The organism is Micromonospora sp. NRRL B-16802 (assembly GCF_001279555.1).
GTDB lineage: Bacteria > Actinomycetota > Actinomycetes > Mycobacteriales > Micromonosporaceae > Micromonospora > Micromonospora profundi.
On record NZ_LGEB01000072.1, the window covers coordinates 18,487 to 37,345 of the forward strand.

14 protein-coding genes are annotated in these 18,859 nt (G+C 71.8%); 4 read left to right on the forward strand and 10 right to left on the reverse strand.

The window, feature by feature from the left end; translation table 11 throughout:
- Positions 1-9: 9 nt before the first annotated feature.
- Both ADK66_RS20370 and ADK66_RS20375 read right to left on the reverse strand, forming a co-directional pair.
- Positions 10-1,578, reverse strand: coding sequence for an MFS transporter (locus ADK66_RS20370; RefSeq protein ID WP_053657697.1), 1,569 nt, complete (start codon positions 1,576-1,578; stop codon positions 10-12).
- Between the two features lie 426 nt (positions 1,579-2,004).
- A complete protein-coding gene (locus ADK66_RS20375; RefSeq protein ID WP_157552715.1) occupies positions 2,005-2,667 on the reverse strand; it encodes a transcriptional regulator in 663 nt (220 codons plus the stop codon).
- Between the two features lie 150 nt (positions 2,668-2,817).
- Here ADK66_RS20375 and ADK66_RS20380 point away from each other — a divergent pair, with 150 nt between their 5' ends.
- Positions 2,818-3,675, forward strand: coding sequence for an SPFH domain-containing protein (locus ADK66_RS20380; protein ID WP_053657700.1), 858 nt, complete (start codon positions 2,818-2,820; stop codon positions 3,673-3,675).
- Between the two features lie 15 nt (positions 3,676-3,690).
- Here the strand turns inward: ADK66_RS20380 and ADK66_RS20385 are convergent, their stop codons facing one another.
- The 3 genes from ADK66_RS20385 to ADK66_RS20395 are packed head-to-tail and all read right to left on the reverse strand — an operon-like array spanning position 3,691 to position 7,014.
- A complete protein-coding gene (locus ADK66_RS20385; protein WP_082377571.1) occupies positions 3,691-4,842 on the reverse strand; it encodes a zinc-binding dehydrogenase in 1,152 nt (383 codons plus the stop codon).
- The gene (locus tag ADK66_RS20390) at positions 4,839-6,293 is read right to left on the reverse strand and encodes an aldehyde dehydrogenase family protein (RefSeq protein ID WP_053657704.1); all 1,455 of its coding nucleotides are present in this window, start codon (positions 6,291-6,293) and stop codon (positions 4,839-4,841) included. Before ADK66_RS20390 ends, ADK66_RS20385 begins: the two co-directional genes overlap by 4 nt.
- A gap of 55 nt (positions 6,294-6,348) precedes the next feature.
- Positions 6,349-7,014: a TetR/AcrR family transcriptional regulator gene (locus tag ADK66_RS20395; protein WP_053657706.1), complete on the reverse strand. Its 666-nt coding sequence runs from the start codon at positions 7,012-7,014 to the stop codon at positions 6,349-6,351.
- A gap of 99 nt (positions 7,015-7,113) precedes the next feature.
- Here ADK66_RS20395 and ADK66_RS20400 point away from each other — a divergent pair, with 99 nt between their 5' ends.
- On the forward strand, positions 7,114-8,286 hold the full coding sequence (locus ADK66_RS20400) for an acyl-CoA dehydrogenase family protein (protein ID WP_053657708.1): 1,173 nt from the start codon (positions 7,114-7,116) through the stop codon (positions 8,284-8,286).
- 6 nt (positions 8,287-8,292) lie between these two features.
- Here the strand turns inward: ADK66_RS20400 and ADK66_RS20405 are convergent, their stop codons facing one another.
- The 5 genes from ADK66_RS20405 to ADK66_RS20425 form a co-directional block, all read right to left on the reverse strand.
- A complete protein-coding gene (locus tag ADK66_RS20405; RefSeq protein WP_053657710.1) occupies positions 8,293-9,330 on the reverse strand; it encodes an aminotransferase class V-fold PLP-dependent enzyme in 1,038 nt (345 codons plus the stop codon).
- Between the two features lie 68 nt (positions 9,331-9,398).
- Positions 9,399-11,561: an FUSC family protein gene (locus ADK66_RS20410; RefSeq protein WP_082377572.1), complete on the reverse strand. Its 2,163-nt coding sequence runs from the start codon at positions 11,559-11,561 to the stop codon at positions 9,399-9,401.
- Positions 11,562-11,696: 135 nt separating this feature from the next.
- Positions 11,697-13,910, reverse strand: a complete 2,214-nt coding sequence (locus ADK66_RS20415) for a serine/threonine protein kinase (protein WP_053657712.1) — start codon at positions 13,908-13,910, stop codon at positions 11,697-11,699.
- Positions 13,911-14,409: 499 nt separating this feature from the next.
- Entirely contained in the window at positions 14,410-14,805 is a 396-nt protein-coding gene (locus ADK66_RS31535) for a hypothetical protein (RefSeq protein ID WP_157552718.1), read from the reverse strand.
- A 188-nt stretch (positions 14,806-14,993) separates the two neighbouring features.
- The gene (locus tag ADK66_RS20425) at positions 14,994-16,385 is read right to left on the reverse strand and encodes a cation:dicarboxylate symporter family transporter (RefSeq protein WP_053657716.1); all 1,392 of its coding nucleotides are present in this window, start codon (positions 16,383-16,385) and stop codon (positions 14,994-14,996) included.
- Positions 16,386-16,466: 81 nt separating this feature from the next.
- Between ADK66_RS20425 and ADK66_RS20430 the strand changes: the two genes are divergently transcribed.
- Together ADK66_RS20430 and ADK66_RS20435 are read left to right on the forward strand one after the other, a co-directional pair.
- Entirely contained in the window at positions 16,467-18,053 is a 1,587-nt protein-coding gene (locus tag ADK66_RS20430) for a sensor histidine kinase (RefSeq protein ID WP_082377574.1), read from the forward strand.
- On the forward strand, positions 18,050-18,742 hold the full coding sequence (locus tag ADK66_RS20435; RefSeq protein WP_053657718.1) for a response regulator: 693 nt from the start codon (positions 18,050-18,052) through the stop codon (positions 18,740-18,742). Before ADK66_RS20430 ends, ADK66_RS20435 begins: the two co-directional genes overlap by 4 nt.
- The last annotated feature ends 117 nt before the right edge of the window (positions 18,743-18,859 follow it).

The following is an 18,859-nucleotide window of genomic DNA, read 5'->3' on the forward strand; positions in this document are numbered from 1 at the left end:
TTCCCGGACCTACGCCGTTCCGGCCAACTCGGGTTCGGCGACGGGTGCCGTCGTGGCGTCGGTCATGGCGTTGCGGCCCGGCATCCAGCGCAGCACCACGAGCATGCCGAGCGCCGCGACCACCGCGGAGAGGCCGGCAGCCCAGTGCATTGCGGTAACGAAGGCGTCGTTGGCCGCCGAGATCAGCGTCGGCGCCGCCGGGCCGAGCTGCCCGGCTGCGGCGTACGCCCCGGAGATCGACTCGTTGGCCGCGTCGCGTGCCTGTGGCGGTAGGCCGGTCAGCGCGTCGCCGACGTCGCTGCGGTAGACCGCCGAGAGCACCGAGCCGAGGACTGCCACGCCGAGCGCGCCGGCCACCTGGCGGACGGTGTTGCTCACCGCGGAGCCGACACCTGCCTTCTCCCGGGGCAGCGCCGACATGATCGACTCGGTCGCCGGGGGCATGATGTTTGCCATTCCGACGCCCTGGAGGAAGAAGACGACAAGGACGACCCAGATCGGGGTGGACGCGCCGATGAAGGCGAACGCGGCGAGCGCCACCACTGTCAGCCCCAGCCCGACGATGGCGACGGCCCGGCCGCCGTAGCGGCGGACCATGGCTGCGCTGCGCGGCGCGAAGACCAGTTGGGCGCCTGCGAACGGCAGGAAGAGCAGGCCGGTCTGCAGCGGGCTGTAGCCGCGCACCAACTGCAGGTAGAACGAGCTGAAGAACATCACACCCATGGCGGCGAAGAACACCAGGCCGACGATGGCCACCGGCGCGGCGAACCGGGGCACCTTGAACAGCCGGACGTCCAGCGACGGGTGGTCGCTGCGCCGCTCGTGTTGCACGAACCAGACCAGCACGGCGAGGCCCACAAGGATCGAACCCCAGGCGACCGGCCGGCCGAAGCCGTGCTCGCCGCCGTCGATGATGCCGTAGGAGAGGGCGACAAGGCCGACCACCGAGAGCACGACGCCGAGCAGGTCGACCCGGCCGGGGCGCGGGTCACGCGACTCGGGGACCAGCAGCGCGACCAGGACCACGCCTGCGGCCACCACCGGGACGTTGATCAGGAAGACCGAGCCCCACCAGAAGTGCTCCAGCAGCGCGCCGCCGAGGATCGGGCCGATCGCCACCGCGAGCCCGACCGCGCCGGCCCACACGCCAATGGCCCGGCCGCGCTCGCGCGGGTCGAAGACGTTGGAGATGATCGACAGCGTGACCGGCATGATGGCCGCGCCGCCGATCCCCATCAGGGCGCGGGCCGCGATCAGCTGACCGGGGCTCTGGGCGTACGCCGAGAGCAGCGACGCCAGCCCGAACAGCACCAGACCGATCATCAGGAAGCGCTTGCGGCCGGAGCGGTCGCCGAGCACCCCGAAGGTGAACAGCAGCCCGGCGAAGACGAGCGTGTAGGAGTTGATGGACCACTCCAGCTCGCCCTGGGTGGCGCCGAGGCCGTGCACCGGGTCAGCCAGGGTGCGCAGTGCGACGTTGAGGATCGTGTTGTCGAGGACGACGACGAGGAGGCTGATCACCAGCACCCCCAGGATCGCCCACCTCCTCGGATGTCCCGTGTTGTTGTGCAGCTCCATGCCCGGTTCTCCCCCCGGTTCGCCCCGTCGCGCAATACGATACGGGCCAGACTCGTAACTGGGACAGCGTAGGCGCGGAATTTACGATACGGAACGGATCCGTATCGTATGTGACCGGTGTCACCCGCCACCCCACGTCAATCTCCCGGGAAGCCCGGATCGTCTCCGCACAGCGTCCTCCCTGGGGGTAGTCCTTCGCATCCTTTGCACTGCTTCAACCCACGCAACAGTTACGCCCCTAAGACGGTGCGTGGGTTGAAGCAGTGCAAAGGCCATGGGCCGACCGGGGTCCGGCCTCCGGCTGGCCATCCGAGGACAGGCCGTCCGAGGGCAAGCCGTCCGAGGACAGGCCGTCCGAGGCCGGGCCGTCCGAGGCCGGGCAAAGGTCCACCCGCGCGACGCCTTCGCCGTCGCGCGGGCACGACCTCAGCGCGCCCGCGGCGTTTCCAGGCAGGCGGCGAGGGCTGCCGGCAACGTACCCAGGTGGGTCGCCGGCGCGGCGAGCGGCTCGATCCAGCCCGGCCCGGCGCCGTACACCCGCAGGCGCGGGAAGTCGCGGGCGAAGCGCACCAGGCGGTACGCGCGGCCGGTGACAGGCGTCTGCGACCAGAGCACGACGGTGTGCGGGTTGGCCCGATGCACCGCGCTGGTCAGCGCGGGCCAGGGCAGCGCGGGGCCGAGGTGCAGGCAGCCGTGCCGGCGCTCGCGCAGCGCGGCAGCGAGCGCGTGCAGGCCGAGGCAGTGCGCCTCCCGTTCGGCACCGGCCAGCAGCACCCCGCCGCTGGGAAGCGACCGGCCGGGCTGCCTGCGGTACACGTCCAACCCGACCCGCATGCCCTCGCACAGGGCGTGCTCGATGGCGATCTCGGCGGGCGTCCGCCCCGGCAGTTGAGCGAGCAGCGGCCGGCAGATCTGCTCCCAGAGCGCCGGCACACCCCAGGCTTCGGCCATCTCCAGCAGCACCGTGGCGACACGGTTGCCGTCCAGGTCCTCGGTGGCCAGCCGGATGCGCTTGCGCGTGGTTTCCACGGCATCCGCCGGCATCGGATCGGTAAGCACCAGACGTACCCCCGGGTAGGTGTTCTCCATCCGGGATTCGCTGAAACGACGCGCGGTGGATGCGCCGTCGCGGAATTTACCGGCGGCGCGCGGCGAGCACGCACGCCAGCGGGGGCACGGCCGGCTTGACCGGGCCCCTTATGTTGATGATCAACACGGCCAACGAAAGGTCCCCACCCCATGCCTGTCGGCTTCACCATGGCGATCGTCTTCGCCATCGCAATGGCGGTCAGCGCCATCCTGGCACTCGTCGCGCCCAAGAGCGCGATGAAGCAGACGGCCGCCCTGGCGGCGCTCGGCTTCCTCGCCGTCACAGTGCTGATCGGCGTCGCCTCCAGCGCCCACTCCGTGCCCATCCGCTCGGTCGGCATCGTCACCAGCTTCGGCAAGCCCACCGGCGAGGTGACCGGTTCGGGCCTGAAGTGGGTGGCGCCCTGGCAGAAGGTCGGCGAGTGGGACGCGGGCCGGCAGAAGTACGACCACATCGGCGGCGACAACTGCGTACGCGTGCGCACCGGCACGCTCGCCGACGCGTGCGTCGAGGTGCTCGTGGAGTGGCAGGTCAAGCCGGAGAACGCGCCGAAGCAGTTCATGGACTACAAGGGAGACTTCGTGAGCTTCCAGGGCCAGCGGGTGGGAGTGCAGCTCGACAGCGCGGTGAACGACGCCTTCGCCACGTACAACCCGCTGGAGCGGATCGACGCGCAGACCGGCAACCTCAACGTCGACCTGAAGCCGTTCGCCGCGAACATCAAGAGCAGCGCGGAGGGTCGACTCGCCGAGGACGTCGACATCCTCTCGGTGACCATCACGCGGGTCAACCACGACGACAAGACCGAGGGCAACATCAAGGCGTTCCAGGACAAGCTGGCGCAGACCCGCAACCTGGAGCAGGACCGCAAGAACGCCGACATCTCCAAGCAGATCACCGAGACCAACGCGAAGGTCGACAAGGTGACCCGCTGCCTGGAGATCGCCGAGAAGAACGGCGCCAACCCGGGTCTGTGCATCAACCCGGGCATCGTCACCGGCAAGTGACGGCCGGCCGGGTGGTCAGTCGAGGCTGACCACCCAGCGGGCGCCCTCGCCCCGCGCCAACCGGTCGAACGCCGCCGGCGCCTCGTCGAGGCTGACCACCCCGCTGACCAGCGGGGACAGATCCAGCGTCCCGTCGAGCGCCGCGCGTGCCAACTCGGGCACCTCACGGTCGGGGTCGGACGAGCCGTACACGGAGGAGCGCAGCGTCCGCGCGGAGTGGAAGATGTCCAGCGCGCCGAGGCTCACCATGTCGTCCTTGGCGCCCATGCCGACCACAGTCACCGCTCCCCCGCGCCGGGTGAGCCGCCACGCCGCCCGGATGGTGGCGGCACGTCCGACGCACTCGAAGGAGTGGTCGACGCCCCGACCCTCGGTGCGCGCCCGTACCTCCTTGGAGAGCCGGTCGTCGGAGAGCAGGAAGTCGGTGGCCCCGGCGGCGAGCGCCAGTTCCCGCTTCGACTCGGCGACGTCGACCGCGAGGATCGTCGTGGCGCCTGCCCGCCGGGCGGCGGTGAGCACCGCGAGCCCGACCCCGCCGAGCCCGACGACCGCCACCGCGTCGCCGGGCGCGACCCGGGCGGTGTTGCGGACAGCGCCGACGCCGGTCAGTACCGCACAGCCGAGCAGGGCGGCCCGCTCCGCAGGCAACCCGGCGGGGATCGCGATGACGGCGCTCTCGGGCACCACCACCGCCTCGGCGAGCGCGCCGAGGCCGAGGGTGAGGTGCACGGGGTCGCCGTCGTCGGTAGTGCCGCGCTCCACCGTCGGGGCGGTGTTGGCGGCGCAGAGCCACGGCTCGCCGTGCTGACACCACCAGCACACCCGGCAGGCGGGCGCCCAGTTGAGCACCACGGGCGTACCGACCTCCAGCCGGCTGCCCGGCCCGGCCTCGGCCACCACACCGGTCGCCTCGTGGCCAAGCACCAGCGGGAACCTCGCGGCCAGTGTGCCGTTCACCATGGACAGGTCGGAGTGGCAGACGCCGGCGGCCCGGATCGCCACCCGCACCTCGCCGGGGCCGGGCGCGGGCAGGCGTACCCGCTCGACCCGCAGCTCGGCGCCGGCTCCCCGCGCGACAAGCGCGCGAACGGTGACCGGCGCGGAGCCACCCGCCGGCGCGGAGCCACCCGACGGCACAGGACCGCCCGCAGGTACGGGGCCGGTCATCGCTGGATCGCCTTCAGCTCGCAGAACTCGGCGAGGCCGTGCACGCCCAACTCCCGGCCCAGGCCGGACTGCTTGTAGCCGCCGAACGGGGCGAGCGGGTTGAACGACGCCCCGTTGATGTCGACGGCGCCGGTACGCAGTCGGCGGGCCACCGCGAGCGCCGCGTCGGGGTCGGTGGACCACACCGCGCCGGCCAGCCCGTACTTCGAGTTGTTGGCGATGGCCACTGCTTCGTCGGTGTCGTCGAACGGGATGACGGCGAGCACCGGCCCGAAGACCTCCTCCTGGGCGAGGGCGCTGTCCGGGTGGACGTCGGCGAAGACTGTCGGTGCGACGAAGTGGCCCTGCGCGGGGACCGGCGCGTCGGGGCCGCCGACGACCAGCCGCGCGCCGTCGGCGACAGCCCGCTCGACGTGACCGCGGACCCGCTCGGCCTGGGCGGCGGAGACCAGCGGACCGAGCCGGGTGGACGGGTCGAACGGATCGCCGAGCCGGTAGCCGGCCACCGCCGTGGCGATCAGTTCCAACGCCTCGTCGTACCGGTCGCGGTGCACGAGCATCCGGGTCCACGCCGTGCAGGTCTGGCCGGAGTTGAGCAGGGCGTTTCCGACCCCGACCTTGACGGCGGTGGTCAGGTCGGCGTCGGGAAGGATCACGTTGGCGGACTTGCCGCCCAGCTCCAGCGCGACCCGGGCGATCCGGTCGGCGGCGAGTCGCATGATCCGCGTGCCGGTCACTGTCGAGCCGGTGAACGACACCAGGTCGACGTCGGGATGCCCGGCGAGCGCCTCGCCCACCACCGCGCCGGTGCCCGGCACCAGGTTCAGCACACCCGGTGGGAGCCCTGCCTCGGTGACGGCGTCGAAGAGCAGGTACGCGGTCAGCGGGGTCAGCTCGCTGGGTTTGAGAACCACGGTGCAGCCGGCGGCCAGGGCGGGCGCCAGTTTGGCCATCACCTGGTGCAGCGGGTAGTTCCACGGGGTGATCGCGCCGACGACGCCTACCGGTTCGCGGACGACGAGGGAGTTGCCGATGCTCTCCTCGACCGGAGGACGGGCGGCGAGGGCGACGTGGTCGCGCAGAACTGTCAGCGGCAGCGCGACCTGCACCCGGGTGGCGAGCTTGAGCGGCGCGCCCAGCTCGACGGCGATGGTTCGGGCGAGGTCGTCGGCGCGGGCGGCGAGCGCGGTGTGCAGGCGGTCGAGGTGCGCGGATCGTTCGGCGGGCGCGGTGGCCGCCCAGCCCGGGAAGGCGGCGCGGGCAGCGGCGACGGCCGCGTCCACATCGGCGGCCGTGCCGGCGGGCACCTGCCCGACGACGTCGCCGGTGCTCGGGTTCTCCACGTCGATCACGTCGGTGCCGGCGGGAGACGTCCATTCGCCGCCGATGTGCAGGTGGCGCCGCAGGCGCAGGGCGTCGGGCAGCTGCGTGGGCGGGGCGGCGAGGTCCATGTCGTCCCTTCGGGGGTGGCGGTGGGTGCTGAAACTAGCGCTGGGAGTTTGGACGCTACCCGCTGGGCCGGGCGGACTCCACCGGGTCGAGGGGGGCGATGCTGCGGGCGTACTCGGCGGCGAGGCCGTGCAGCAGTGCGTCCAGGCCGAGGGCGAAGGCGCCCTCGTCCACGCTCTGCTGGTGCTCGGCGAGCCGGTGCGCCTGGTTCAGGTGGGGGTAGTGGGCGGCGTACAACTCGGGGTCCTCGACGAAGCCCCGGGCGAAGGAACCGAGCGCCGACCCGGCCACGAAGTAGCGCACCGCCGCCCCGATGTGGGTGGCCCGCGCCGGCGGCCACCCGGCGCGTACCAGTCCGCCGTAGACCGCGTCGGCCATGGCAAGCGCGGCCGGTCGCCGGCCCGGGCCCTGCGCGAGGTACGGCACGATGTTCGGGTGCGCGGTGAGCGCCCGCCGGTACGACCAGGCCCAGTCACGCAGCGCGGCGACCCAGTCCCGGCTCGTGAAGCCGCTGGTGTCGACCACGCCGATGACCGTGTCGGCGACCGCGTCGAGGATCTCGTCCTTCGTGGCGAAGTGGTTGTAGAGCGACGGGCCGCGCACGCCCAGCTCGGCGGCGAGCCGGCGGGTGGAGAACGCCGGCAGCCCGTCGGCGTCGATGAGCGCGGTGGCGGTCTCGACGATCAGCTGCCGGGTGAGCCGGGGCTGGCGGGGTCGGGGCACTGCGCTCCTCGGGTGTCTCGGCCGCGGGGGTCTGGACGCGGTAAAACTTGCAGCGCTAGTTTAGAGGAAACCGCCAGCGCTCACGCCAGGAGGACCACCGTGGACTTTTCGCTCACCGACGAGGAGCGGGCGGTGCGGGACACCGTCCGCTCGTTCATCCAGCGCGAGGTGATGCCGCTGGAGGCGGAGGTGCTCCGCCGGGAGCGGGCACACCAGCCGGGCCTGGACCACTCCGAGGTGCGCGAGCTGCAACTCAAGGCGCGCAAGTTCGGCTTCTGGGGCCTGGCCACCCCCGAGGAGTACGGCGGGATGAACCTGCCTGCGGTGCTCCAGTCGTTGATCTGGACCGAACTGGGTCGCACGTTCGTGCCCTTCCGCTTCGGCGGCGAGGCCGACAACATCCTGTTCCACGCCACCGAGGAGCAGAAGCAGGAGTTCCTCGTCCCGACGATCGAGGGCGAGCGGCGCTCCTGCTTCGCGATCACCGAGCCGGGGGCCGGTTCGGACGCGGCGAACATCCGGTTCTCCGCCCGCCGCGACGGCGACGACTGGATCCTCGACGGCGAGAAGACCTTCATCACCGGTGGCCACGACGCCGACTTCGCGATCGTCGTCGCGGTGACCGACAGGGAGAAGGGCGCCCGTAACGGGGGTGCCACCGCGTTCCTTGTGGACCGGGCGATGGGCTGGCGATCGGAGTTCATCCAGACGATGGGCGAGGGTGGCCCGGCGTCGCTGATCTTCGACGGCGTACGCGTGCCGCACCGCAACATCCTCGGTGAGATCGGGCAGGGTTTCACGCTGGGCATGGAGTGGATCGGCAAGGGCCGCTACACCATCCCGTCGCACGCCATCGGCATCGCGGAGCGGGTCCTCCAGATGGCCATCGACTATGCCAACACCCGGGAGACCTTCGGCGCGAAGATCGGCACCAACCAGGCCATCCAGTGGATGATCGCCGACTCGGAGACCGAGTTGGAGGCGGCCCGCTGGCTGGTGCTGCGCTCGGCGTGGACCGTCGACCAGGGCCTGGACCCGCGGCACGCCTCGTCGATGGGCAAGCTGTACGGCGCCGGCATGGTCAACCGGGTGGTAGACCGGGTGCTCCAGATCCACGGCGGCATGGGCTACACCCGGGAGCTGCCCATCGAGCGCTGGTACCGGCAGGTCCGGCTGTACCGGATCTTCGAGGGCACCGACGAGATGCAGCGCCTGATCATCTCGCGGGACCTGCTGCGGGGCTACACGAAGATCGGCGGTCATCTCGCCTGACCTGGATCACCCCGTCAACGCGGTGAGCGCCGCGTCCACGTCGGCCTCCGTGGAGTAGATGTGGAACGAGGCGCGCACCCGTCCCGCACGGACCGCCGCCCGGATGCCGGCCGCGGCCAGGCGTTCCTCCGCGCCGGGCACGTCGACGCTGACGATGGCGCTGGCACCCGGTGGCCGGCCCAGCCCGGTGAGGAACCGGTTGGCCAGCGCCACGTTGTGCGTCTGGATCGCGGGCACGCCGATGTCGGCGACCAGCTCCAGGGCGGGTGCCGCGCCCACCCAGCTGAACCAGGCCGGCGAGATGTCGAACCGGCGGGCGTCGTCGGCCAGCCGCAGCGGCGGGCCGTAGTAGGAGGCGTGCGGGTCGCGGCCCGCGTACCAGCCCGCGGCGTCGGGGCGCAGCCGGTCGCGCAGGTCAGGGGCCAGATAGGCGTACGCGGTGCCGCGCGGGTTCATCAGCCACTTGTAGCCGCCCACCACCACCACGTCGGCGCGGCTCCCGTCGAACGGCAGCCATCCGCACGCCTGGGTCGCGTCGACCACCACCAGCGCGTCGTGCGCGCGGGCCGCCGCCACGATCTCGTCGTACGCGGCGATGGACCCGTCGGCCGACTGCACGAGGCTGAACGCGACCAGGTCGGTGTCGGCGTCGATCGCGTCGACAACAGTGTCCACGGGCACGGTGCGGACCGTGACGCCGCGCTCCTCCTGGACCAGCCACGGGAAGAGGTTCGAGGTGAACTCGACCTCGGGCACCACCACCGTCGCCCCCGCGGGCAGTGCCGCCGCGACCGGGGCGAGAAGCTGGGAAACGGTGACGCCGACGGCCACGTCGCTGTCCGGCACGCCGATGAGACCGGCGAACGCGGTACGGGAGCGCTGCACCGAGTCGCCCCAGCCCTCCCACGACGTGCCGCCGACGCGCCACGCGGCGAGGGCCTCCTGGAGGTCCGTCCACGCCGGCTCGGGCGGCAGCCCGTAGGAGGCGGTGTTCAACCAGCCGGGCTCCGGCTTCCACAACTGCTGCGCCTTCGCGATCTCCATGCCTTGACGCTAGGTGCGGAGCCGCCGGTCGGGCATGGCCAATCGGCGAGGGGCGGCCTTCGGCGCGCTCACCCCTGGTGCGATTCGACAGGGGCGCTCGGGCGCATCCGGGCCAGACTGGAGGCGAGGCCGGCGAGCCACCTGTCGACCTCCACCAGGTGCCGCACCGACGCGGGGTCGGCTGCCCCGAGCAGCGGACGGATCCGGTTAAGCCCGTCCACACAGTCGCTCGGGGCGGGCATCGGGGCCGCAGCCCGGTCGTTTGCCACCGCGCCGGCCAGGTCCCCGTACGCCGAATGCAGGTGCCGTGCCGTGTCCCGCAGCAGCGCGGCGGCCTCGGGCCAGTCGGCCAGGCAGCCGGGCGGGTTGCGGCGCAGCAGCGACTCGGCGCCCGGCACCACGTGGTGCCCGGCGCTGAGGACGACGTCCCAGCTCACCGGCTGCCTGCCCGGGTCGTGGCGCTCGGAGCGGAACTGGCAGTACGACGAGTCGACGAGGATCATCCGTCGACGGACGTCCTCGACGGCCGGGCCGGGATGCGCGGCAGCGCCGAGTACCGCCTCGACGATCCGGTCGACAGCGTTCCCGCTGGCCAGCAGGTAACCGGCGGCGTTGCGCCGCAGGTCGCGGCTCGCCCCGCGCGGCCACAGCGCGACGCCGGCGAGCACGCCGATCACCGCACCGAGCAGGACGTCGACAATGCGGGTCTCGGCCAGCCGCCACCCCTCGGAGCTGAGCTGGGCGAAGACGACCGTCAGCAGCACCGTGAACAGCGCCTGCTGCCAGAGCGGACCCAGCAGGCCTCCGGCGCCGAACGCCAGGATGAGGGTGATCGGCAGGACGACGGCGTACACGACCGGGTCGTCCACGGCGAACATCACCAGGCCGCTGACAACCGCGCCGACGACGGTGCCCAGCACGGCGGGCCGCAACGCGACGCGGGTGTCCACCGCCGACGTCCGCAGGACGGTGAGGGTTGCCAACAGGACCCAGAAACCGTGGGTGAGGTTCAGGACGCCTGCGGCAACCCGGGCAACGGCGAGCGCCACGGCGAGCCGCAGCGAGCTGTGCAGGTGAGCGGACCGAGGTGCCAGGTGGGAGAGGAACTGCCGCCGGTACAGCGTCCACGGTCGGCGGTGCGCGTACTCGAACAGCCCCGCATAGGCGTCCCCACCGTCGGGCCGCGCACCGACAGCCACCCGTGTGCCGACGGCGAAGACCCGCGCGCTGTCCGCGAGGGCCAGCGCCGTCGCGTCCCGACACAACCGGGCCACGTCCGCCGCAGCGCGACCGACACCACCGGGGTACGCCATCTCGGCCCGCCCGATCGCGGCGTCCAGGTCACCGAGGTCGACAGGCGGGGCACCCGGCGACAGGTCGCGGCCCGCGGCCCGGGTCGTCGCGGCGCAGGCGCGCAGCAGCCGCGCCGCGTCCAGGTCCGGGATCGGCTCCGGTGGCGCGTCCGCCGCCAGCCTGTCCGCCTCGGCAAGCACCTCCCGCAACGCCGCCGCGCAGGTCCGCAACGCCCGGTCCTGTGCTCCCGCCGCCGTGGGCGCCCACTCCGGCGGGTTGCGGGCCAGGTCGAGCGCGGCCACCGCGTCGTACGCCCGCTCGCGCGAGCCGTCCCGACCACAGGCCCTGTCGGTAAGCGTGTCGGCGGCGTCGTCGAGGAACGCCGCGACGCCGTCCGCCGCGCGGGTGAGCCGCTGCCGGTACGACACGGGCACCGGGTCGGGCCAGAGCAGCACCTCGGCCGCGGCGAGCAGCACGACGGCGAAGGTGACCCCGCCGAGGCGCTGCGGCAGGGTGCCCGGCTGGTACGGCGGAAAGGACGCCAGGATGTAGAAGAGTTGGAAGGCGCTGGCCAGCCCCACGAGGCGCGGGTTGCCGACGCCGGCGAACGCCACCACGAACCCGACGACGAGCATCCCACCGGCAGCCGCCCAGGTGCTCCACGCCAGCAGCGAGCCCGCCACGATCAGGGCCCACACCACAGGCAGCGCCAGAAGCAGGATCCGCGCCCGCTGCGACGCCGGGCCGGGCAGCCGGGCGAACGACCCGGTGGCGACCACACCGAACAGGCCGTACGTGGCGAGCACCGAACTTCCCGCACCGTACCGGCAGGCGTAGAAGACGACCGACGCCACGAGGGTCAGCCGTGCCGCGCGCCCCAGGACGGCTCTGCTGTCCTGCCGGTGGCGCAGTCGGTCCAGGAGGCTGGTTCCGACCACGCCTGCTCCCCCGGATTCGTTGCAGCACCCCTCCCCGGTCCACCATTCTTCACCGAGGTTCCCGGCGGCCGGCGACTTTCTCCGACGAACAGCCCGATCGCGCCCTCGGCTGGCGTCAGGTGGGGCGGTGGGCGCTCAGCTCGCCCGCCACTTCTGGTTCGCGTTTCCGGTGCACTGCCAGATCTGCAACCGCGCGCCGTTGTCGAGGTTGCCGTCGCGTACGTCGACGCACCTGTCCGCCCGGATGTTCACCAGGTCATGGGCCCCGTTGAGGGTGAACTTCTGGGACGCGGCGCCCGTGCAGTCGGCCAGTTGGACGGCAGCCCCGTCGGCGGTGGACTGGCCGGCGACGTCCAGGCACTTGCCCATCGACCGGACCGTGCCGTCGGCGGGGAACGTCCACAGTTGCTTGGCGGTCCGGTGGCAGTCCCAGATATGGAGTCGGGCGCCGGCGGTGGCCTTGCCCTCCGGGATGTCGATGCACCGGCCGCTGGCGAAACTGACGATCTGCCGCCCGGCGGGCGCGCTGGTCTGCGTCGGCGGCGCCGGCGCCGAGGGTTGCTGCCCCGGCTTGCCCGCGGCGGCCGTCGACCCGCCGCCCGGTCTTGCCGACGGTTGCGCCGTACCCGCGACCGGCGGGGCCGCAGCGGTCCCGGACGGCGGACCGGCCGCCACCGGCAGACCCTGGAAGCCGTCGGTGACCAGCGCGAAGATCCCCCGGCTGGCCGCCCATTCGGCGTCCGAGGTGGTCCATCCGATTGTGTACGCGTGCCCGTTGCGGTCGACGAAGGCCCGGCTCGTGGCGCGCATGGGCGTGCCGTCGGCATCGGTGTACGTCCACTCCCACTGGGCGGCCCGCACCTGATAGTCGAGCGCGGCGAGCGTGACCCGCCGGTAGTCGGCGTACCGTCGACGCTCCGACTTCTCCCGGGCCCGCAGCTGGGCGACCAGGTCGGCGGGGACCGGCCGGAGTTCGTCAAGGACGAGCCAGCGGCTGCCATCCGGCTCGCGGAACTCGACCCGTTGACCGTCACGCAGTGGCTGCCAGCCGTCCGGCACCGGTACGAGGAAGCGTGGATCGTCGCGGTGGTAGTGCCACCCGGCGGGCGGCGGCGACAGCACCCTGGCGACCGGAGCCTCGGCAACAGGAGAGGCGTCGGCGGGCGGGTCCGCCGCCGGGTCCGGTCCCCCGGGCAACCCGAGGTTTAGCAGCGACGCGCTCGCCATCAGCACGGCCAGCACTGCAGCGGCGATCGAGCCGACGAGCCAGCCGCGACGCCGACGGGCCGGGCTGCCGGTCTCCGGCTGGGCCGACTGACCGGACTCGACGGTGACGAACTCGGGCACGATCATTGTGGGCGTACGGTCGCCGGTGTCGATCATCGCCACCGGCAGGGCCGGCCGCCCGAGCGGGCCGCCCGGACCGCCTCCGGCGACCGGACCGGCCTGCTCGACCGGGACAGCCTGCTCGGCCTGCTCGACCGGGACAGCCTGCTCGGCCTGCTCGACCGGGACAGCCTGCTCGGCCGGGACAGCCTGCTCGACCTGCTCGGCCGGGACAGCCTGCTCGACCTGGTCGTCTCCGCTCGTCGGGTCGGCGGAGTCGGCGGCCTGCCGCAGCAGACGATCCGCCTCCTCGGCGCTTATCCGCTGATCCGGCTCCCGCCGCAGCAGCCCTTCCAGGAGCGGGGCCAGCCGGCCGGCGTGCTGAGCCGGCGCGGGCAGCTCGGTGGCGAGCGCGGCCAGCATGGCCATCGGAGACGAGCGTTGGTACGGGGTACGCCCCTCGACCGCCGCGTAGAGGGTGGCGCCGAGCGACCACAGGTCTGCCGCCGGGCCGACGTCGCCGTCGGTGGCCCGCTCCGGTGCGAGGTACGCAGGTGAGCCGAGCACCATCCCGGTCTGGGTCACCCGCGGATCGCCGGGAAGGGTGGCCAACCCGAAGTCGGTGAGCACCACCCGGCCGTCGTCGGCGAGCAGCACATTGGCGGGCTTGACGTCCCGGTGCAGCACACCGGCCTGGTGCGCGGCCCGCAGCGCGTCGAGCACGCCCAGCCCGATCTGCGCGGCGCGGGCCACCGGCATCGGCCCCTCCGCTTCGAGGACCTGATGCAGGGACCGGGACGGCACAAGCTCCATCACGATCCACGGGTCGTCGCCGGAGTGCAGCACGTCGAAGACGCGTACCACGTTGACGTGGCCCAGCCGGGCGACGGCCCGCGCCTCGCGCATCGACCGTTCGCGCATCTCCCGGCGCTCGCCGTCTGGCAGGCCGGGCGGGGCCACCAGCTCCTTGATGGCCACGTCCCGCTCGAGCATCTCGTCACGGGCCTGCCACACGCGGCCCATTCCACCCTGGCCGAGTGGACGTACCAGTCGGTAACGATTGGCGATCAACTGTCGAGGAGCATCAGGCACGTCAGGAAGGTACCGGGCGTTGTTTACACACCCAATTCCTTGAGCCGGTAGATAAGCGACAGTTGCGTTTGTCACAGAGTGCTCTCAGGAATGAACTTCCGGGATTTCGCCCGAACTTCCCTATCAACCTGCCGCAATCGCCCACCGCAATGTTACCGACACGTACATCTCGCGCCGCCGACCTGCGAGTCGGGCAGCACGGCAGGGCTCAGACCCTGACCGCCCTGCCACCCACCCGTTCGACAACTGGTAGACGGCGGCGCTCTGCGATTCCCCAGTCCAATCTGGCGCGCGAACCCGCCCGCACGATAAGCGTTCCCAGGCTCGCAATGCCTTCCGCATCTGATCCGCTCGCTGCCGGCGGAAGAACCTCCGACGCCCAGCACTGTCGCGCTGATGTCGGCAACAGATCAGGTGCCGGGCGCGCACCTCAGGCCGAGCAGGCGCCCTCGTGCCACGTCAACTTTGTGACCGCCATCGGCACATAGAAGATGTTGCCACCACGGGGGACGCAGGTCGTACGGGTGGTGGTCGAGCCGTCGGGCCACGTGTAGACGAATTCCATGTCGACGTTTCGGGACGTGTAGTTGTAGTACGTCAGCGCCGGGACGCTGCCTGACCATTCCTTGCTGGTCACAAGGGACGGGGTTTCCACGGGAGCGGGCTCGGGAAATGCCCAGTTGGGCCAGACACAGAATGTGCCCGGCTGGCAGTTTCCGGGCGGCCACGCCTCGTCGGAGGCTTCTTGAGCTGCTGCCGAAGCGGCGGGGGCGGTGGCCACGAGGCCTGCCATGGTTGCCGCGACGGCAATGGATTTCAATCGCACGGGACACCTCTCGGAGGTTTGTTTGATTGATGGACGACATTACCTCCAAGAATTTGAGCAGTCAAGCACTCCGCTGTACTGTCGCCTGAGAATCGTTTGGACAAGGCTGTCAGCGGTGCCCGGTGCCGCCCGTGACCCCGGGGCGCTGGCGCGTAGGCCCGCACGCCCCGGGGTTCCCGAGTCGTGTCTCAGGCTGGCGAGCCGACCGGCACGGTCGCCTTCTCGTCCGGCCGCCGCGCCGCCGACTCGTCCTCGTCGTCGTGCTCGTCGAGCATTGTCGCCTCGTCGAACGGGTCGTCGCCGCGCAGCACCCCGACCGCTCGTTCCCGGTCGAACTCCCCGGTCCAGGTCCCCACCAGCACGGTCGCCACGGCGTTGCCGGCGAAGTTGGTGAGCGCCCGCGCCTCGGACATGAACCGGTCGATGCCGACGATCAGCCCGACGCCGTCGACGAGGTCCGGGCGGTGCGACTGCAACCCGCCGGCGAGCGTCGCCAGCCCGGCGCCGGTGACCCCTGCGGCACCCTTCGAAGCGATGATCATGAAGAGCAGCAGCGAGATCTGCTCGCCGACCGACAGCGGCTTGCCCAGCGCGTCGGCGATGAACAGCGACGCCATGGTCAGGTAGATGGCCGTGCCGTCCAGGTTGAACGAGTACCCGGTGGGCACCGTGATGCCGACGACCGGTTTGCTCACACCGAAGTGCTCCATTTTCGCGATGAGCCGGGGCAGCGCGGACTCCGACGAGGAGGTCGACAGGATCAGCAGGAACTCCCGGCCCAGGTAGCGCAGCAGCGAGAAGATCGAGATCCGGGCGATGAACCAGAGCAGCGCGCCGAGGACCACCAGCACGAAGATCAGGCAGGTCGCGTAGAAGCCCAGCATGATCTGCGCGAGGCTCTTGAGGGCGTCCACGCCGGTAGCGCCGACCACTGCCGCCATGGCGCCGAACGCGCCGATCGGCGCCAACCACATGATCATGGCGAGCACCTTGAAGACGACCCGCTGGATGACGGTGATGGCGCCGAGCACCGGCTCACCGCGCCGGCCCATGGCCTGCACGGCGAAGCCGACAAGCAGGGCGACCAGCAGGGTCTGGAGCACCTCCCCCTCGGTGAGCGCGGACAGCAGCGTGGTCGGGATGATCCCGAGCAGGAAGTCCGCCGTACTCCCGGCTTCGTCACCGGCGGCGGCCTTGCCCGCGCCGGCGAGGTCCGGTCCCAGGTCCAGGCCGGAGCCGGGGTGGATGAGGTTGCCGACGACCAGGCCGATGGCGAGCGCGACAGTCGACATGGTGAGGAAGTAGCCGAGGGCGAGGCCGCCGACCTTGCCGACCTTCGCGGCCTGACGGACGGAGCCCACGCCGAGCACGATGGTGCAGAAGATGACCGGGCTGATCATCATCTTGATCAGGTTGACGAAGCCGGTGCCGATCGGCTTGAGCTCCTTGCCGAACTCGGGGGCGACGAGGCCGACCACGATGCCGGCCAGCACGGCCACGATGACGGCCAGGTAGAGGTAGCGGGTACGGTCCCGACGGACCGGCGGTGCCGGTGCGGTGGCGGAGTCGGTGGTGTCCATGCCGACAATGTGAAGCGCGTCTCACCCGTTGACAGCCTTGCGGTCATTCTGTTCACCGCGAAACACCGAGGAGGTGGTGGGGTGGCCCGACGGCAGTGGAGCATCGCGGGGCAACTGTTCGCCCTCCAGGCGGTGGTGGTGACGCTGCTCGTGCTGGCCGGCGCGGCGGGTGCCGTCTGGCTGGCCCGCAGCGACTCCCGCCAGGCCGCGCAGGAGGAGGTGCTGTCGGTGGCGCAGACCGTGGCGCGCTCCCCCGACGTCCGCGCGGCCCTCACGACCGCCGACCCGGCAACCATCCTCCAGCCGTACGCCGAATCGACGCGACTGGCGACGGGCACCGACTTCGTGGTCGTGATGGCCCCCGACCGGACCCGCTTCTCACACCCGACCCGGGAGTTGATCGGCCAGCCGTTCGTCGGGGAGATCGAGCCCGCCCTCGCGGGCCACCCCTTCACCGTCACAAACGTCGGCACGCTCGGCGAGTCGGTGCGCGCTGTCGTTCCGGTGTACGACGACAAGGGGCGCATCGTCGGCCTCGTCTCGGTGGGCATCACCACCCGCGCGATCGACCGTAAGCTGCTCGCCCAACTGCCGGTGCTGTTCGGTGTGGCGGTGCCGGCCCTCGCGCTCGCCGCGACCGGTTCCTGGCTGCTCAGTCGCCGGCTGCGCCGCCAGACGCACGGCCTCGGCCCGGCGCAGATGACCCGGATGTACGAGTACTACGACGCTGTCCTGCACTCGGTACGCGAGGGTCTCGTGGTGCTGACCACCGACCGGCGGGTGGCCCTGGTCAACGACGAGGGGCGCCGGCTGCTGGGGCTCGACGCCGACGCGCCGGTGACCGACCAGCCGGTCGCCGGGATCGACCTGCCGCCCGCGGTGGCCGAGCTGCTCGCCTCCGGGCGGGATGCCCGCGACGAGCCGATTCTCGCCGGTGACCGGGTGCTCGTGGCCAACCAGCGGACCACCCGCTTCGAGGGTGCGGCGCTCGGCACCGTGCTGACACTGCGCGACCAGACCGAGCTGCGCACGCTGGCCAGCGAGCTGGATTCGGTACGGGCGCTGACCGAGGCGTTGCAGGCGCAGACCCACGAGTCGGCGAACCGGCTGCACACCGTACTGACCCTTGTGGAGCTGGGCCGCACCGAGGAGGCCGTACGGCTCGGCACCCGGGACCTGGCCCTCGCCCAGCAACTGACCGACCGGGTGGTCGGCGCGGTGACCGAGCCGGCGCTGGCCGCGCTGCTGCTCGGCAAGTCGGCGCAGGCAGGCGAGCGCGGGGTGGACCTGGTGATCGAGCCGGAGTGCCATCTCGACGACAGTCCCCTACCCACCGGTGACCTGCTGACGGTTGTCGGCAACCTTGTCGACAACGCCCTGGAGGCGGTGGCCGGCACACCCGCGCCGCGCCGGGTGCGGGTCTTCGTCGGCGAGGTCGACGACGAACTTGTGGTACGGGTCGCCGACAGCGGCCCCGGGCTGGCCCCGGACCGGGTGGCCGACGCGTTCCGCCGCGGCTGGTCCACGAAGAGCACCGGCCGGGGCCTCGGTCTGGCGCTTGTCGGTCAGGTGGTACGCCGACACGGTGGCCGCTACGACGTGGGCCGCTCGGACGACGGCGGCAGCCTCTTCACCGTCCGGATGCCGATCGTCGGGGCACGGCGATGACCGCCATCCGGGTGCTTGTCGTCGAGGACGAGCCACTGCTGGCCGAGGCGCACAGCGCGTACACCGAACGGGTTCCCGGTTTTGTGGTCGTCGGGGTGGCGCACACCGCGCAGGCGGCGATGGCGGCGCTGCGCGCGGGCGACGGCGGCGACGTGGACCTCGTACTCCTCGATTTCCGGCTGCCCGACCTGCACGGCCTGGACGTCTGCCGGGCGCTGCGGGCGGCGGGCAGCAGTGTCGACGTGCTGGCGGTGACCTCCGCGCGGGACCTCGCTGTGGTGCGCACGGCGGTGTCCCTCGGGGTGACCCACTACCTGCTCAAGCCGTTCACGTTCGCCGCGTTCCGCGACAAGCTGGAACGCTACGCCGACTACCGCGCCCAGGCGCTCGCCGAGGGCGAGGTGGTCGCCCAGCACGAGGTGGACCAGATGTTGGCCACCCTGCGCGGCACCGCCGGGCACAGCCTGCCCAAGGGGCTCGACGCGCAGACCCTCGATCGGGTACGCGCCGCGCTGGCCGACGTGACCCCCGGCGTGGGGCTGTCGGCCACCGAGGTCAGCGCGCTGACCGGCATCTCCCGGGTGACAGCACGCCGTTACCTGGAATACCTGGCGACAATCGACCGAGTGGCACGCAGCCCCCGCTACGGCACCCCCGGCCGCCCCGAGGTCGAATACCGACCCCGCTAGTTGCCCCACCGCCCCCGTCGATCATGGAGTTGTGGTGCTTCACAAAAGGGGCATCAGCTTACTTACCGGCCACCACAACTCCATGATCGACGGGGTGGGCGGTGGGGGGCGGTGGGG

Coding starts and splice junctions, on each gene's coding strand:
- ADK66_RS20370 (WP_053657697.1), bottom strand. CDS start 1,578: ATGGAGCTGCACAACAACACGGGACATCCGAGGAGGTGGGCGATCCTG.
- ADK66_RS20375 (WP_157552715.1), bottom strand. CDS start 2,667: ATGGAGAACACCTACCCGGGGGTACGTCTGGTGCTTACCGATCCGATG.
- ADK66_RS20380 (WP_053657700.1), top strand. CDS start 2,818: ATGCCTGTCGGCTTCACCATGGCGATCGTCTTCGCCATCGCAATGGCG.
- ADK66_RS20385 (WP_082377571.1), bottom strand. CDS start 4,842: ATGACCGGCCCCGTACCTGCGGGCGGTCCTGTGCCGTCGGGTGGCTCC.
- ADK66_RS20390 (WP_053657704.1), bottom strand. CDS start 6,293: ATGGACCTCGCCGCCCCGCCCACGCAGCTGCCCGACGCCCTGCGCCTG.
- ADK66_RS20405 (WP_053657710.1), bottom strand. CDS start 9,330: ATGGAGATCGCGAAGGCGCAGCAGTTGTGGAAGCCGGAGCCCGGCTGG.
- ADK66_RS20415 (WP_053657712.1), bottom strand. CDS start 13,910: ATGGGCCGCGTGTGGCAGGCCCGTGACGAGATGCTCGAGCGGGACGTG.
- ADK66_RS20425 (WP_053657716.1), bottom strand. CDS start 16,385: ATGGACACCACCGACTCCGCCACCGCACCGGCACCGCCGGTCCGTCGG.
- ADK66_RS20435 (WP_053657718.1), top strand. CDS start 18,050: ATGACCGCCATCCGGGTGCTTGTCGTCGAGGACGAGCCACTGCTGGCC.